Source organism: Asticcacaulis endophyticus (assembly GCF_014652575.1).
GTDB classification, from domain to species: Bacteria; Pseudomonadota; Alphaproteobacteria; order Caulobacterales; family Caulobacteraceae; genus Asticcacaulis; species Asticcacaulis endophyticus.
In genome coordinates this window covers 277433-293476 of record NZ_BMZB01000002.1, presented here as the reverse complement: position 1 = coordinate 293476, position 16044 = coordinate 277433, and the positions used below count along the sequence as shown (strand labels likewise).

Genomic DNA, 16044 nt, shown 5'->3' with positions numbered 1-16044 from the left:
ATGCGCGCTTTACGCACCGCCACCACCGGCATGTCCGCCCAGCAGATGAACGTCGAAGTCATCTCCAACAACATTGCCAACATGAACACGGTCGGCTTCAAGAAACAGCGGGCCGAGTTTCAGGACCTGCTCTACCAGAACGTCGAGCGCATGGGCGCCCAGTCGTCAGAAACCGGCACGGTCGTGCCCACCGGCATCCAGATCGGTAACGGCGTCAAGGCCGGGGCCACCTACCGCATCATGACGCAGGGTTCCCCCACCCGCACCGAAGGCACCTATGATCTGGCCATCGAGGGCAAGGGTTATTTCCAGATCCTGATGCCGTCGGGTGAGACCGCCTATACCCGCGCCGGGAATTTCAGCGTCAATGATCAGGGACAACTGGTCACCGATGACGGTTATCTGGTGCAACCGGCCATCACCGTCCCCCAAGGCATCCGCGATGTCGCCGTCTCCAAGACCGGTCAGGTGCAGGTCGTGCAGGACGGCGTGACCGAACCGACCATTATCGGCCAGCTTGAAATCGCCACCTTCTTCAACGAAGCGGGCCTTGAGGCGATGGGCGACAACCTGTTCCTGGAAAGCGGCGCGTCGGGCGCCCCCAGCATTTCCACACCGGGCGATGTTGGATACGGCACCCTGCTGCAAGGCTATATCGAAGCGTCCAACGTCGATGCGGTGTCGGAAATCACCTCTCTGATCGTCGCCCAGCGCGCCTATGAGATGAATTCCAAGGTCATCACCACCGCCGATGAAATGCTGTCGGTCGCCGGCCAGCTCAGGTCATAGGGATAACCGATTATGCGTAAGCTTTTGTTATACCTGGCTATTATCAGCGCACCGACCTGTGCGATGGCCGACAATATGCTGGTGCTCAAGGCCGCCCCCAGCGACGGCGACGGTCGCATCACCATCGGTGATGTCTTTGACTATGCTGATGGGGACTCCGATGTGGTTCTGGGGGTGCGCTCAGGCGCCACCGCAGTTCTGGATGCCGCTCAGGTTCAGGCCATTGCCCGCCAAAACGGTTTTTACTGGACCAACCCCAAGGGACTGCGCCGGATTATCGTCGCCCAAGGCGCGGATGGCTCCGCCCCCGTTCCGCCCCCTCAAACCGTCAAAACAGCGGCAAAAACACCCGCTGGCAAGACCTCAGAGGCCCTAGTGTTCACCCGATCGCTCAATACCGGCGATGTGGTGCAGCCGTCCGACCTTAGTTATCAGCCGGTTCAGGCTCATCTGGCAGGCGCGAACGTCTCACCGCAGGATATTATCGGCAAGTCCGCGCGCTATCCGTTGCGCGAAGGGTCTGTGGTGCGGGCCTCTGACCTGTCCAACCCGGTCGTCGTTAAGAAATCTCAGTCCGTCAAGGTCGTCTGGGCCGTCGGCGGCATCAACCTGTCGATGACAGGCCTCGCCCAAAAAGACGGGGCGGCGGGCGATGTCATTTCGGTGCTCAACCCGACCTCGAAAAAGACCGTCGATGCGGTCATTACCGGCCCAGGCACCGCCGCCGCTGGCCCTGCGGCCTTACAAATGCGCAGCCAAAATCCACAATATTATTCCGCCAGATAGGTCATTATCATGCGTAATCTCAAAGCCTTAGCCGTTATCATCCTCGCAGGCGCCTCACTTACCGCCTGCTCAACCGTCACCGAAGCGGTCAAGGGCCCCGAACTGGCCCCGATCGGTTATCCGGCAGCGCTTGTGCCTCAGCAGCAGGTGATCATGGTGCCGCAGGGTGAGCGCCCGGCGGCGTCTTCCAACAGCCTGTGGCGGGCCGGGGCGCGCACCTTCTTTAACGATCAGCGCGCCCGCCATGTCGGTGATATTCTGACCGTCAGCATCGACATCAACGATTCCGCCCAGACTCAGAACACCACCGCTCGCTCGCGCGACAATGAATATTCGGCAGGGGTCGGCAGTTTCTTCGGCCTGGAGTCCTCACTGGGGAAGATTTTGCCGGGCGGCTATGACCCGGCCAATGCCCTGAGTTCGCAAGGCTCAACCACCTCAAACGGTTCCGGTACGATCAATCGTTCTGAAAAAGTGTCACTGACCATCGCGGCGGTGGTTTCCGGCGTTATGCCCAACGGCAACCTGATCATCCAGGGCCGTCAGGAAGTGCGCACCAACCGTGAAGTGCGTGAACTGACCGTCGCGGGCATTGTCCGTCCCGAAGATATTTCCTCGGCTAACACCATCAAGCATACCCAACTGGCTGAAGCGCGCATCTCTTACGGCGGTCGAGGCGACATCACCCGCATGCAGGGCGCTCCGGCCTCTCAGGCCATTATGGAACGCTTCTCGCCGTTTTAATATCTACCTCCTCCCTATCGAGCGCTTTGCGATGATGGGGAGGTGGATTTTTGGAGGCTTGCCGACAAAAAGACGGAGGGGGAATTCTACGGCGCTATCCCCCTCCGTCATTTCGCTAACGCTCAATGCCACCTCCCCACTACGTAGGGAGGAGGAAAGATATTAGAACGACTTCCGCACCGTGACGCCGACTGTGCGCGGATCACCCGGCTGGCCATAGATGGCCCCGGAGTTCCCGGCCTGAATGGTGGTGAATTGCAGATATTCCTCATCAAAGGCGTTCTTGATCCACAGGAACGCCTCAGTTCCACCCGAAGAGCGATAGCCCAGTCTCAGATTAGCGACGGTCGAGTCTTCGATCTCAGCATATTTCGAGACCGACGAGTCAGAGTTCCACTTTGATCGATAGGACACATCGCCGCTGACATAGGCATCACCGGTCAGGGCACCGATGGCCTGCGGCCAGGTGTATTCCGCACTAAGCGATCCCGCCCACTTGGATACGCCCGGCAGTTCTTTACCTGATAAGTCGGTAATCGACGTGCTGGAGGATTGCAGTTCCAGCGGTGCGGGTGCGTTTTTGAACGAGGCATAGATGGCATCGGTGTAGCTCAGGCTGCCGAACAGCGACAGGTTTTCGGTGGCAAACCAACGCCCGTCAACTTCGACGCCGCGCACCTCAACCTTTTCGATATTGGCCAGATAACCGCGCAGAGCGCCCGGCCCGGAATCGACGACATTGGCCTGATAGTCATTGATGTCGGTGGCAAAGGCGACGGCGTTCAGGGTCAAACTCTTATCAAAGAACTGTGACTTGAAACCGGCCTCGACGCTGGTGACCTCTTCGGGTTTGATCACCGCGCTGACCAGCGATGGGGAGCCATCTGCTGCGGTCGGTATACCCGCCGCATTGATACCACCGGACTTATAGCCGCGTGAGACGTTCACATAGGCCAGAAAATCCGGCGTCACGTCATAGGCGGCATTGATTTGCCCCGACAGGCTGTCGTCAGAGACTTGCGCCTGATAGAACTGATCGCGGGCGATACCGAGCTTGGCGGCGACCAGCACCGGATCGGTCGTGGCCAGCCCCCCGCTGACCTTCTGGTCAAAAGTGGCGTCCTTTTCCTCAGAGGTAAAGCGCAGGCCCGGCGTAATGCGCAGGCGATCGGTCACCTTCCACGTCAATTGACCAAAGGCGGCATAGGATTTGGTGTTGGATTGCACGTTGTTGGTTTGCAGATAACCATCCAGCAGATTGGCCGGCACGGTCGAATTGATCAGCCAGCGCGCGGCATTCGCCCCCCAGCCTTCGCGGCCATTGGTTTCCACGTTCTGATCGAAGTAATAGAGCCCGACCACCCAATCGATGGCGTTATCACCGTTCGACGCCAGCCGGACTTCCTGGCTGAACTGCTCCTGAACTGAGGGGTTGTTCGAGACCGTGCGGATGGCAAGGGCCGTGTAATCGCGGTCGTTCTGCGGGGTCCAGTCCCAATGACGCCAAGCCGTGATCGAGGTCAGGGTGGTGCTGCCCAGATCCCAGTTCACCGTACCGGACAGGCCATTGATGATCTGCTTGGCCTGAATAGGTGAATTGACATCAACCAGACGATCATAGGGGTTGGTCGACGGCGGGGCGTAACCAGCTTGTGCTGCCAGGAACGGGAACTGACGGTTGGCTGCGCGCAACGTCGGACCGTAGCGCACAAAGGCCTGCGTATTGGCTTCCGGGTTCTGGAAGGCGTAATCATAGCTTAAGCGCACGCTGATGTCGTCATTGGGCGTATAGAGCAACTGGGCGCGCACGACCTGACTGTCGAGGTCGTTCTGCAACGATTTGGTCGTGACATTCTTAAACAGACCATCGCGCTGGGTAACGCCAAAGGCAATCCGCCCCGCCAGCTTACCGTCTATCAGCGGCCCGGACAGGCTGGCCTTTCCTTGCAGGAAGCCATAATCACCCGCCGATAATTCAATGCGGCCTTCCGGTGTGAAGCTAGGGGCGCGGGTGGTGATGTTGAGCGCACCGGCGGTCGTGTTTTTACCAAACAGCGTCCCTTGTGGGCCGCGCAGCACTTCGACCCGCTCAATGTCGATCAGGTCAACCACAGCCGACCCCGGACGGGCATAATAGACTTCATCGACATAGATACCGACGCCGGGTTCCAGACCGTCATTGGTAAGCCCGATGGTCGAGCCCAGGCCACGGATGGTCGTGGCCGTATTACGCGGATTAGTGGTGATCAATTGGATCGACGGCTGCACCCGCGACAACTGGTCAATGTTGTAAACGCCGGTCGATTCCAGTTGTTCGCCGCTCACGGACGAAATGGCCAGCGGCACGTCCTGAAGGTTTTCAGACCGTCTGCGGGCGGTGACGGTGACTTCGGTAACCCCACGGCTTTCGGCGGCATCGGCGCTATCATCAGCGGCATCTGCGGCAATTGACGGCGTAAAGGCCAGCAGTGACAGCCCGGCCGTCAAGGCCAAAGCGCTGACCAGACTGCCGGTCAGGTAAGTGGACGATCGGCGCGAGGACGCACCCGGATTAAAAAAGGTTTTCATATAAACAGCCCCATTTTGGTCATGTGTTGATAAATACCTGATGTCAGGTACGATTTAGTCAGTTCACGCCATGACACTCAGGCCGGTTAGACCCGGCGATGGTTCAGGCGGTACACATGCCTCCGGCTGTCCGGTGGGCGGTATTAAGCGTGGCCGCGCTCAAGGGCGCGGCGGATAGTTTCAGGTGGTAGATGGCCGCTTAACGTCAAAGCGGAACTTTTCGCTGCGCTCGATCTGAACGATGCGGGAATCGTGAATCAGGATTTCAACCGATCCGTATTTAATCTCCTGTATGTATTGCAAAATATGGCGCTCAACTTCGCTTAAACGCTCATCGACGGCGTGTATCTGGCTCATGAATAACCACCTTTCGGGCAGACGATTGCTACCGCCGCAGAACAAGCGGACGCTGACCGTCTTAAAATATGTAAGGGAAACGACTGAACCGTCAGACCGGTTCAGAGCGCACAAAAGCTTAAGTAGCTACCGGCAACATCGGCGCGTGAACATGTGGGTTGTCCCTTCAAAGTCGCACCGTCTAAAGACCGGCACCATTAATCATTACTGATTTGATAGGATATAAACCCAATCGCGACAATAGGAATTAAACTATACTGTTGGTGTAGAAATTCTGCGCATAATTTCACTGCGCCCTTCCCCTCCCCGGCTAAAGCCTCTATATAGGTAGGGTCAGTTTCGGCTGACTATGGGGATAAACGTGCGTGTAATAAGCGATTTGGACCCGGGTGCAATTCCCGGCGGCTCCACCAAAACTTCAGACGTTATCATCTGGAAACATGGGGCCGATCAGGATCGACAAGCGTGTAAAGACGTGGCTTTCTCTCGGTGTGGGCCTCCGCGATCGGCCTTATTGTAACTGCAAACGATAACTTTGCACAGGATGTTGCTGTCGCTGCGTAATGCGGTGCCGGTAATTCCGACCTAAACTCCTGGGGGTAGCCCCCCAGGCGGGGCCCGGAGGGCGCCTGGCAACAGAAGCCCTCCACTTCCCACTTAAAAATTCCGGACGCCTGGCAACAGAAGTCCGTCGCTTTCCCAAAAATTGTTAGCCTGCCCGCAGGGTCTTGAAGAAGCCGTCAACATAGCGGCTGAGGTCTTCGGACTGCTCATTGAGCATGCGGGTCGCCTGATCGACTTTGGATGTGGCTTCGCCGGTATCGCCCACGGCGGAGTTGAGCGATTCGACATTGCCGGATAGTTCCGCCGCCCCGTTTGAGACGCTGTGGATGCTGGCGGTGATTTCATTGGTGGCGGTCGATTGTTCTTCCATCGCCGCAGCAATGGCCGTAGCGGTCGCTTCGACATCACCGATCGACTCAACGATCCGGCTAATGGAGTCCACCGCCTTCCCCGTAGATTGCTGAATATCCTGAATCTGCTTGGCGATTTCGGTTGTGGCACGCGCGGTCTGATCGGCCAATTGCTTGACTTCGGTAGCCACGACCGCAAAGCCCTTACCGGCGTCACCGGCACGGGCGGCCTCGATCGTGGCATTGAGCGCCAGCAGGTTGGTCTGGGAGGCAATGCCCTGAATCAGTTGCAGGATTTCCCCGATCTTGAGCACCGAAGTCGAGAGCTGCGCCACTTCCTGGGATGAGGTTCCGGCCATCTGAGCCACTGTGCGGATGCCATGGGACGCGCCGTGCACCTGAGAGGCGATTTCCTGAATGGCCTTGCTCATCTCCTCAGAGGCTGACGCCACCGACGACACATCCATGCTGGAGCGTTGCGCGATGCTGGCCACGCTTTCGGAGCTGGTCTGGGCGATGGTCACGACGGAGTTCAGCACCTGCGAGGTCGTGCCCAGATCATCGGTGCTGCGGTTGACGTTTTTCAGGATATCATCCAGCCGGACCTCAAACTCACCAATCGCTTTCTCGATGACGGCGTTTTTGCGGTTCAGTTCACCGACCACCGCGTCCTGATAGGTCGAAATGGCGATATCGAGATCAATAAACACGGCCTTATTGACCGCCACGAGGGCCGCAGCGGACTGCTTGGTATTGAAACGGTAGTGAGCGACAATCAGTTCGGCCAGAGCATCGGTGACATACTGATAGGCGGCGATATACCAGCGCGGCTCAAGCCCGATGCGGTAATGGGTATTGCCGATGCGATAAGAGCTTTCAAAATAGGCGTCGGAAAAGCCGGAGTTGAACAGGCCCTGCCAGTGGCGCTTTTGCGCGGCCTTCAGCGCCGGTTCACGGTCCCCGATCATCCGCCCCAGTCCCTCATCGGTGCGGACATGGCGGTAAAACCCATCCAGTATCCGATCAAGCTGCGGCTCAATAAACAGCCATACTTTCTTGAGCGTGGCGATATTGGCGTGTTCGATACGGGCAAATGCCAGACGCTGGCGGGTGGTTTGGGTGGCAGCGTGGGTCAAAGCAAAAGCCCCTATAAACGACATGGATTACCAAGGTCGTTTTCAACCTGAAAGGGTTAATAAAGATTTGCTGCGAGATAGTCTCAACCTTTCCGCAACCTCAGATAGTCAACCGGTTACCGCAAATGCAGAATTCAAAATAACAATGTTCGGTTATATTTACATCACCAGCCAAAACTGACACAACTAAGATACTGTTTTTATTTAATATATAATACAATAAGGTCATCAGGGGGCCACAATGAAAAAAATTTATACGACACTGGTCATTTTGGCGGCGCTGGCACTGGCCAAAGGCGCAATCGCACAGGATATGTCCGCACTACCGCCCATTCTGGGGGCCAAGGTTTACAAAGGCGTGCGGCTGCCGCAAGTGAACAGCCCTCATGACTGGCGCGATCTGCGCGCGCCCTTGCTGAAATCCATATTTCAGGCCGAAGTCTATGGCCGCCTGCCCGCCCCCACCCCACTCAACCTGATCTCGAAAATCACCGTCGATGAGGCGGCTTTTGGAGGTCTGGGGCGGCTGGAAGAGGCGGTTCTGGCATCTGATGCGCTCAAGGTGCGACTACATGTCGCCTATATATTACCCCAAACCCCCGGCCCCCATCCCGTCGTGATCGTCACGGCCTTCTGCGGCAATGGCTCCACCTTCTCAGACGACCGTTTAAGTCTGCCCGCCGGGGGCCTGCCGGAATTTTGCGCGCGTTTTAAGGACGCACCACCGCCCGCCGCTGACGATCCCGATCCATACCTGTTTGCCCCACCCATTGAGACGCTGCTGAAACGCGGCTATGCGGTCGCCAGTTTTGCCACCGCTGACCTTGTCATCGACGATAAGGACACGGCCATAATCCCCCTGCACCTCATGAACCCCTCAGCCCCGCCGGATGAGCGGTTGGGCGCGATTGCCGCCTGGGGTTGGGGCTATTCAAAGGTGATTGATTTCCTTGAAACCGACCCGCGCTTTGATCCGAAACGTCAGGCTATTTATGGCCATTCGCGCAACGGTAAGGCCGCCATGACGGCCGCTGCCTTTGATGACCGCATTGATCTGATCTTTGCTCACCAATCCGGCCGTGGTGGTGCCAGCCTGTCGCGCAGTCCGGTCGGTGAGCAGGTGTCCAACATCACTGGCGGTTTTCCGCACTGGTTTGCGCCTAACTATGCCCGATACGGCGACGATCCGAACCGGCTGCCGGTCGATCAGCACGAACTGATCGGCCTGATTGCGCCGCGTCCGGTACTTTTGGGCGCAGGCGTGGATGACCAGTGGGCTGATCCTGAAGGGGCTTGGCAAGCCGCTGTCGCGGCCACTCCGGTCTATCAGCTTATGGGCCACAAGGGCCCGACACAGACCACACGCGAAACCCCGGATATGAGTGCCGATATTGCCTATTTCCTGCGTCCCGGACGACATGGCACGACCCGTAGCGACTGGGGCCGGTTCATGGACTTTATGGATAGCCATTTCAAAACGCCCCGCAAACCTTAGACCCGTGCCCGCTCTCAAAGGGCTGTGCTTCTGACCACACTTTTTTGAGGATTTTTATCAAACTCACGCCAATTTGCTGTTTTGTTTATGTATGCCTGTGTTAAGTCTCGAAACAGGCCGTGAACCGGACTATGAGTCCCGTTCATCCGGCGTTTTCCGATCATGGCATACCCGTAAAGGCATAAGAATGAGCGACGATCAGATCAGCATGGACCACATGGACTATGCAAACCTGACCCAGACGGCCCTGAGAGGCGTAATCCGCTCAGCGCTGACCCGCGCGACCACGCCCGAAGGCCTGCCCGGTGAGCATCATTTCTATGTCACCTTCCTGACCCGTTTTGAGGGCGTTCAGGTGCCAGCCGACCTGCTGGCCAAATATCCGCATGATATCACCATCGTGCTGCAACATCAGTTCCGCGACCTTAAGGTGCTGGAAAACCTGTTTACGGTGACTTTGAGCTTTGGCGGCGCGCCCAAGGTTTTGGTGGTGCCCTACACCGCGATCACGCGTTTTTATGACCCCAGCGTGCAGTTCATTCTCGAATTCGACGTCGTTGAAGGCGATGAAGACGAGGATGATCTAAGCCAAGACCTCAGCATCACGCCGATGGCCAATACCGACAAACCCGATACCCTGCCCGAAGACGCTGGCCCGAAGGTCGTTTCCCTCGATCAGTTCCGGAAAAAGTAGCCTCTATCCTTAAGAATAAAAATAAAAATGCCCGCGCCTATGCCCCCAGGTTTTTTGCCCCGCCTTTCAAAAACCCCCGGCCTGTGCGGTGCGCTGGCAGGTCTGGTTTTCGGCCTGATGGGTCTGCAGGCAACCGCGGCACCGCCATCGGAGGCCGCGCCGCCCGCTGAGGTCTCGGCCCCGCCAATTACTCCACCAGTTCAGGCTAAGCCTGCGCCGAAAGTGGCACCACGTCCCAAACCGGCCACAGCGCCTGCACCAGACCTTCCCGTTGCCAGCGCAGTGCCCGCCAGCGCCGCCGACATCGAAGCCTTCACCGACAGCGTTATTCCCGCCCTGATGAAGCGCGATCATGTGCTCGGCACCACGGTGGCCATCGTTCAGGGCGGCAAACCCCTGCTGATCAAGGGTTATGGCTACGACCGCCTCAGCCCAGCCCGCGCGACCAACGGCTATACCAGTCTGTTTCGCATAGGCTCGATCACCAAGACCTTTACCTGGATCGTGGCCCGACAGGAGATTGAGGCTGGCCGCATCAAACTTGATGGCCCCATCGCCAATTACCTGCCGCCGGATATCTACCGCGAGGACCGCCGCTATAAACCCTTGCGGATGCGCGACCTGATGGCCCACACCACCGGCTATGAGGACACAAGCCTCGGCCACCTGTTCCAGCTTGACCCGACCCATCTTCAGGGCACCGATTCCTATCTGCGCCGTCATACGCCGATGCGGGTGCGCGATCGCGGCCAGTTCTCCAGCTATTCCAATTTCGGAGCGGCGCTGGCGGCCATGACCGTCGTGCAGACCTCAAAGGCGCGCGATGTCCCCGGCCTGATGGAAGCCCGCATCTTCAAGCCGCTCGGCCTTAATCACACGACCCTGCGTGAGCCCTACGATCCGCAGACCTCCTTAAGCGAACTGCCCACGCCGATGAGCCGCGACCTGGCGGCGAAACTGTCGAGCGGCTTTTTGTGGGACGGCGCTACCTGGCAGACTGAGCCCTTTGACCACACCATCGCCATGTCCGGGGCGCTCGGGGCCTCATCAACCGCCGCCGATATGTCGCGCTACATGGCGCTGCTGCTCGGCAATGGCCAACTGGACGGCGTGCAGATATTTGGCCCGTCATCGGCCAATGCCTTCCGCAGTCCGCTGCTGAAACTGCCCAAGGGCTATAATGGCTGGGCGTCAGGCTTTGTGATGCGTGAGCATCCCTCCGGCGTTATGACCTATGGCCACGGTGGGGCTACCCTGTGGTTCAATGCCAATATGATTCTGGTGCCGGAACTGGATATCGGCATCTATGTCGCCGCCAACACCCAGACCGGTGAGGCCCTGACCGAAGCCTATCCCGACCTGTTGCTGGCCCACCTTAAGGGCGAAAGCCCGAACCCGGCGCCGCTTCGTCCCGGCAGCGACATGAGCTACGGCAGTCACCGCGCCTATTACGACGCCATTGCCGGTCAGTATGCCTCAACCCGTCGCGCCTACAGCGGCTTAGAGGGCGCTATCACCCGCCTGATCAATACGGTCGATGTGGATTTTGATACCAACGGCCGCATGATCCTGTCGTCCGGCGATGGCATGGCCGCCTATGTGCCGGCAGGCACGTCCGGCTTTTTCCTGCCCGAAGACCGCGGCAATTCCGGCACCGGGCTCAATTCCGGCAGCCTGCGGGTCGCGTTCAAACCCGAAGGCGGCAAGGCGGTCGCCTTTGAGACCTCATCGAACATGACGCGCTATGAACGCATCGGCTGGGTGCATAACCCGCAGACCTTGGGCGGTTTCACCAAGCTGGTGCTGGTCAGTTGTCTGGTCGTTCTGGTCGGCCTGACGCGCCAGCACCATCAGAACAACCCGACCGAGGCCCAGACGCGGGCGGCGTGGCTGTCATACGCGATTGCGTTTATGTGGCTGCTGGCCATCTGGGCGTTCAGCGACTGGCGGGCCGGTCTTGGCTCTGATCCGTCCAGCCTGTTTATCAACTGGCCGAGCGGCATGGTGCGCATGGCGTCGGGTCTGGCGTTTCTGGCCGCCCTTGGCACGGCGCTACAGTTCGCCCTAATGTTCTGGGTGTGGCAGGACGCGCAGTATTATACCGATGGCTGGTCGCTGACGCAAAAGATCGGCCACACGGCGCTGATGGCGTTCTGGGCGCTGTATAGCCTTGTCCTCGTCATGTGGGGCGCGCTGAACTGGTGGAGCTAAAGGCTTATCGCTTTAGGGCATAGACCTTGATATGAATCTGTTCGCGCTCGCCTTCATGACGCTCGACCAAAAGCCGCGCCACCTGGCTGTCGTCGTGAAACACAAAACCTTTGATGGCATCCAGTAAAGCCTTGGCGAGGTTGTCGAGGTCCATCCACGGGGGATCGCCGATATGTTCCATGCGGATTTCTACGCCGTAGTCGCCGTAGGCCGGACGCGCACCTCTCCACTCTTTACGGAAAAATTCATAGACCAGCGGCTTATAATAACGCCCCTGCGTCGTCAGACCGTCGATCAGGATTTCAATTCCCTCCTCAGTCTCCCGCGCCCGCACTTTTCCCGAAGCGATCCAGTCTGTCATTGATTTTTCTGCGCCAGCCATTCGGTCATAAGGCCGACATCATCGGCATAGGTCAAATCCACTAAAGACAATTGCTTTGCCTCAATCATAATGGGTAAGTCACGCGCAAAATTATCAAACTCATCCGCGATAACCTGACCTCCGGGTACGGTTTTGCGCCGCGAAGCCCGGCGCAGCCATGCCGCTATGTCAATGATCAATCGACGGATATCGCCTTCGTGGGCATGAATATCCTGCCCGGCTATATCGGAAATGAACTGCTGATACCTATAGGCCGCGCGATCAAAGATGATCGCCTTTTTAGCCACCTGTTCAGGGGCATATTTTTTCGCCCCCAGAAACAGGCCCAGTTCAAACGGCATATTGAAGCGCGGCAAGCCCGACGCTTCATCAAGTTCAGTCTTGGAAATATCATGAATGCCGTATTTGCTTTCGGCAATGATCCGGCAAATCTTTTCAAAACGAACATCGCCCCCGTCGTCATCTTCACGCGCACATCTGGGGATGAAACCACTGCGAATGACCGTAAAGATTATGGCTTTGAAATGTTGATCATAGTCATCCGAAAACGGACAATTAATGAAAACATCCTCAGAGTTCATTTATCAGGCGCTTTTAGCCAAAGCTTTGGCCACGGCCTCACGCAGTTCGGTTTGGGTAAAATTCGTGGCTTTCCGACGCGGGGCCAGGATTTTCACGCCGTCCTTGGTCACCCCAAGCACCTTGGGGCGGCTGTCTGCCTTTTTAAACGATTTGGGCGCCTGCATGTTCATAGGTTCAATATCCGCCCGACACCTTAAAAAATCAAGTCAGCTTTCAAAATAACCTAACGCGCCCGCACGGGCACAGTGGTGTCACACACTGAAAAATCAGCACCGCGTTCAGCACGTATCGTGGTCACATGAGCCTTAAACGCCGCACCGGACACATCCATAATCTCAAGCCTGGGCCGCTCTGTTTCATGGATATCGCCCAACACTCTGACCCGCGCCATCGCATCCGGCGATGCGGGCGGTTCACCGGCGTTCAGGGCTTTCACAATCTCAAAGCCAGATACCACACGCCCGACCACCGTATAGTCCCGATCCAGCCGCGACACATCCGACAGGGTAATATAAAGCTCGCTATTGGCTGAGTTCTTCGGCTCATCGTCGCGCCCCATACCGACCACACCGGCGCAATGCGTCCCCCAGGCCCGCACGGCACCGGTCTTGATATGATAGTCATTGGTCGAGGCAAACGGTGTCGCCCCAATAAAGCCGACCGCACCGGTCACAGGCCGCGCAGCGGTATAATGCGGCGTGGTTTTCAGATTAAATACGGACTCCAGCGCAAGGTTCGGCAGGTCGCTTTTGCCTCCGTCCTTATTGTTCGGGTTGCCGGTCTGGGCCACAAACTGCGGTATAACCCGGTGGAACAATAACCCGTCATAGAACCCACGCCGCGTCAGAGTCTTGATGCGCTCAGCCGCCTGCGGGGCCATTTCGGGCGACAGGGCGATAATCACCTGCCCCTTGGACGTATCGACCACCAACGTGTTACCCGCATCCAGCGGCTTCCAGTCCGCGGCGTGTGCACCACTCGCCATCATCAGGGCCGCTAAGCCCATCCTCCACATCTTCATCGTCACGCCTTTTCCACAAAGCTGTCCATGACCTTTTTATCGCCGGTCTCAAAGCGCACAATCAGCTTATTGCCTTCGGTTTCCTTAACCTCGCCGTAGCCGAACTTGACGTGGAATACGCGCGTCCCGACCGGCAGCCCCTTGGACGGCTGCGGTTTCGCCGGAGCCGACGGCCGGTGGGGCCGCGATTCCAGACGGCTCATATCGACACCCGACAGATTGCCGCCAAATGTTTTCGGCTCTTCGCGCTTGGTATAGTTCGGCTGATAGCCTGCCCGATCCCAGCGCGATTCCTGCGAGGTCCAACCGGCCTGCGCGTAGCCGGTCTGGGAGACGGCCTCAACATGCTCGATCGGCATTTCATCAATAAAGCGCGACGGCAGTTGCGACGTCCAGCGCCCATAGACCTGCCGGTTAGCCACAAAACTGATGCGGGCCTCCTCGCGGGCGCGGGTGATGCCGACATAGGCCAGTCGGCGCTCCTCTTCCAGCCCGCGCAGACCGCTTTCGTCCATTGAACGCTGCGACGGGAAGATGCCTTCCTCCCAGCCCGGCAAATAAACCACCGGAAACTCCAGCCCCTTGGCGCCGTGCAGGGTCATGATCTTGACCGAATTGGCCCCGGCGTCGCGCTCAAGCTCCATCACCAAAGCCACATGCTCCAGGTATGCGCTGAGGTCCTCGAAATCGCCCATCGAATTGACCATTTCCTTAAGGTTATCCAGCCGCGACTGCCCCGACACCTTATCGGCGCGATGCATGTCATAATAGCCGGCATCGGTCAGGACAGTATCGAGCAGCATGTCATGCTTGATGGTCTTGGCCAGCTCGCGCCAGCGGTCATAGTCGCGCACAAACGCCGTCAAAGGGGTACGGGCGCGCGTCGGCAATTCATCGGTGTCAATCAGGTCGCGCACGGCGGCCATCACGCTCTGGCCCGCCACCCGCGCCTGCATCAGCAGTTTTTGCACCGTCGCATCGCCGATGCCGCGCTTAGGCACATTGATGATGCGCTCAAAGGCCAGATCATCGTCCGGCGACTGGATCAGCCGAAGGTAGGCAATCGCGTCACGGATTTCCGCCCGCTCGAAAAAGCGCGGCCCGCCGATGACGACGTATGGGATTTGCAGCATCAGGAAGCGTTCTTCAAAGGCCCGCATCTGAAACGACGCCCGCACCAGCACGGCCATGTCCTGATAGGCCCGGCCGGATTTTTTCTGTTTTTCGATATCTTCGGATACCCATTGGGCCTCAGCCGCCGAATCCCAGATGCCCTGCACCAAAACCTTTTTGCCACCCTGGTCTTCGGTCCACAGGGTCTTGCCCAGACGCGCGCTGTTGGCCTTGATCAGGCCCGCCGCCGCGCCCAGAATATGCTTAGTTGAGCGGTAATTGCGCTCCAGCCGGATGACTTCCGCGCCCGGATAGTCGCGCTCAAATTTCAGGATATTATCGACTTCCGCCCCGCGCCAGCCATAGATCGACTGATCGTCATCCCCCACACAGCACAGATTGCGATCCGCATTGGTCAGTATCCGCAGCCACAGATACTGGGCGACATTGGTGTCCTGATACTCATCGACCAGAATATATTTAAAGCGGGCATGATACTGGGCCAGCACTTCGTGGTACTGGGTGAAAATCTTGAGGGTATGCAACAACAGATCGCCAAAATCGCAGGCATTGAGCACTCGCAGGCGATCCTGATATTCGGCGTAGATTTCTGCGCCCTTTCCAAACGCGAAATCAGCTCCTTCATCACATTTTTTGGCATCGTTCAGTTTGGCAACCTGTTCGGGCGTCAGCCCCTTGTTCTTCCACTGATCAATAAAGTGCGCCAAAGTCTTGGGTGGAAAGCGTTTGGTATCAATCCGGCGGCCTTCGATGATCTGTTTAAGCAGACGCACCTGATCGTCGTCATCAAGGATCGTAAAGGTCGATTTCAGACCAACCAGTTCGGCATGACGGCGCAAAATCTGAGCGGCGATCGAATGGAACGTCCCCAGATTATAAAGCCCGGTCGCCGCAGGGCCAATCAGGCGCTCGGCCCGCTCACGCATTTCACGCGCCGCCTTATTGGTAAAGGTCACACACAGGATCTCAGACGGCCGCGCCAGCCCCTGTTTCAGAATGTGGGCAATCCGGGTCGTCAGCACGCGCGTCTTGCCCGTGCCCGCCCCGGCCAGCACCAGAACCGGCCCCGTCACCGTGCGCACAGCTTTGGCCTGTTCGGGGTTGAGACCGCTCATATAATCCGGCGCAGACGCACCAAGATGGCTTGATGCCTGAACGCTGATAGGGATTGCACTCATGTATGAACCATAGCTTAGGGCTTTGGGTATTCCCAAAGCCGATGCGGCAGAAC

14 protein-coding genes and 1 other RNA gene are annotated in these 16044 nt (G+C 57.9%); 7 read left to right on the top strand and 8 right to left on the bottom strand.

What is annotated here, in order from left to right; translation table 11 throughout:
* From flgG to flgH, 3 genes are read left to right on the top strand one after another with little or no spacing between them, the layout of a single operon-like run.
* On the top strand, positions 1–789 hold the full coding sequence (flgG, locus tag IE102_RS09730; protein ID WP_189486301.1) for a flagellar basal-body rod protein FlgG: 789 nt from the start codon (positions 1–3) through the stop codon (positions 787–789).
* 12 nt (positions 790–801) lie between these two features.
* A complete protein-coding gene (gene flgA, locus IE102_RS09725; protein WP_189486300.1) occupies positions 802–1575 on the top strand; it encodes a flagellar basal body P-ring formation chaperone FlgA in 774 nt (257 codons plus the stop codon).
* A 9-nt stretch (positions 1576–1584) separates the two neighbouring features.
* Positions 1585–2319 carry a flagellar basal body L-ring protein FlgH gene (flgH, locus tag IE102_RS09720; RefSeq protein ID WP_189486299.1) on the top strand — a complete coding sequence of 245 codons (735 nt, stop codon included), beginning with the start codon at positions 1585–1587 and terminating at the stop codon, positions 2317–2319.
* A gap of 162 nt (positions 2320–2481) precedes the next feature.
* Here the strand turns inward: flgH and IE102_RS09715 are convergent, their stop codons facing one another.
* Entirely contained in the window at positions 2482–4887 is a 2406-nt protein-coding gene (locus tag IE102_RS09715) for a TonB-dependent receptor (RefSeq protein WP_189486298.1), read from the bottom strand.
* Positions 4888–5067: 180 nt separating this feature from the next.
* Positions 5068–5244, bottom strand: coding sequence for a YezD family protein (locus IE102_RS09710; protein ID WP_189486297.1), 177 nt, complete (start codon positions 5242–5244; stop codon positions 5068–5070).
* Positions 5245–5537: 293 nt separating this feature from the next.
* On the opposite strand from IE102_RS09710, the gene ssrA reads away from it, so the two are divergent.
* Positions 5538–5895: a transfer-messenger RNA gene (ssrA, locus tag IE102_RS09705) on the top strand.
* A gap of 58 nt (positions 5896–5953) precedes the next feature.
* On the opposite strand, the gene IE102_RS09700 is transcribed toward ssrA, so the two are convergent.
* Complete coding sequence (locus IE102_RS09700) at positions 5954–7294, bottom strand: globin-coupled sensor protein (protein ID WP_189486296.1); 1341 nt, start codon at positions 7292–7294, stop codon at positions 5954–5956.
* A 241-nt stretch (positions 7295–7535) separates the two neighbouring features.
* On the opposite strand from IE102_RS09700, the gene IE102_RS09695 reads away from it, so the two are divergent.
* The 3 genes from IE102_RS09695 (at position 7536) to IE102_RS09685 (ending at position 11694) form a co-directional block, all read left to right on the top strand.
* Entirely contained in the window at positions 7536–8789 is a 1254-nt protein-coding gene (locus IE102_RS09695; protein WP_189486295.1) for an alpha/beta hydrolase family protein, read from the top strand.
* A gap of 187 nt (positions 8790–8976) precedes the next feature.
* Positions 8977–9483 carry an SspB family protein gene (locus IE102_RS09690; RefSeq protein ID WP_189486294.1) on the top strand — a complete coding sequence of 169 codons (507 nt, stop codon included), beginning with the start codon at positions 8977–8979 and terminating at the stop codon, positions 9481–9483.
* Positions 9484–9537: 54 nt separating this feature from the next.
* Positions 9538–11694, top strand: a complete 2157-nt coding sequence (locus IE102_RS09685; protein WP_229807680.1) for a serine hydrolase domain-containing protein — start codon at positions 9538–9540, stop codon at positions 11692–11694.
* A gap of 4 nt (positions 11695–11698) precedes the next feature.
* On the opposite strand, the gene IE102_RS09680 is transcribed toward IE102_RS09685, so the two are convergent.
* The 5 genes from IE102_RS09680 to IE102_RS09660 are packed head-to-tail and all read right to left on the bottom strand — an operon-like array spanning position 11699 to position 15991.
* Positions 11699–12055: a RusA family crossover junction endodeoxyribonuclease gene (locus IE102_RS09680; RefSeq protein ID WP_189486293.1), complete on the bottom strand. Its 357-nt coding sequence runs from the start codon at positions 12053–12055 to the stop codon at positions 11699–11701.
* The gene (locus IE102_RS09675; RefSeq protein ID WP_189486292.1) at positions 12052–12657 is read right to left on the bottom strand and encodes a hypothetical protein; all 606 of its coding nucleotides are present in this window, start codon (positions 12655–12657) and stop codon (positions 12052–12054) included. Before IE102_RS09675 ends, IE102_RS09680 begins: the two co-directional genes overlap by 4 nt.
* Positions 12658–12660: 3 nt before the next feature.
* A complete protein-coding gene (locus IE102_RS09670; protein WP_189486291.1) occupies positions 12661–12828 on the bottom strand; it encodes a hypothetical protein in 168 nt (55 codons plus the stop codon).
* A 53-nt stretch (positions 12829–12881) separates the two neighbouring features.
* Complete coding sequence (locus tag IE102_RS09665; RefSeq protein ID WP_229807679.1) at positions 12882–13664, bottom strand: peptidylprolyl isomerase; 783 nt, start codon at positions 13662–13664, stop codon at positions 12882–12884.
* A 17-nt stretch (positions 13665–13681) separates the two neighbouring features.
* Positions 13682–15991, bottom strand: a complete 2310-nt coding sequence (locus tag IE102_RS09660; protein ID WP_189486290.1) for an ATP-dependent helicase — start codon at positions 15989–15991, stop codon at positions 13682–13684.
* Between the last annotated feature and the right edge of the window lie 53 nt (positions 15992–16044).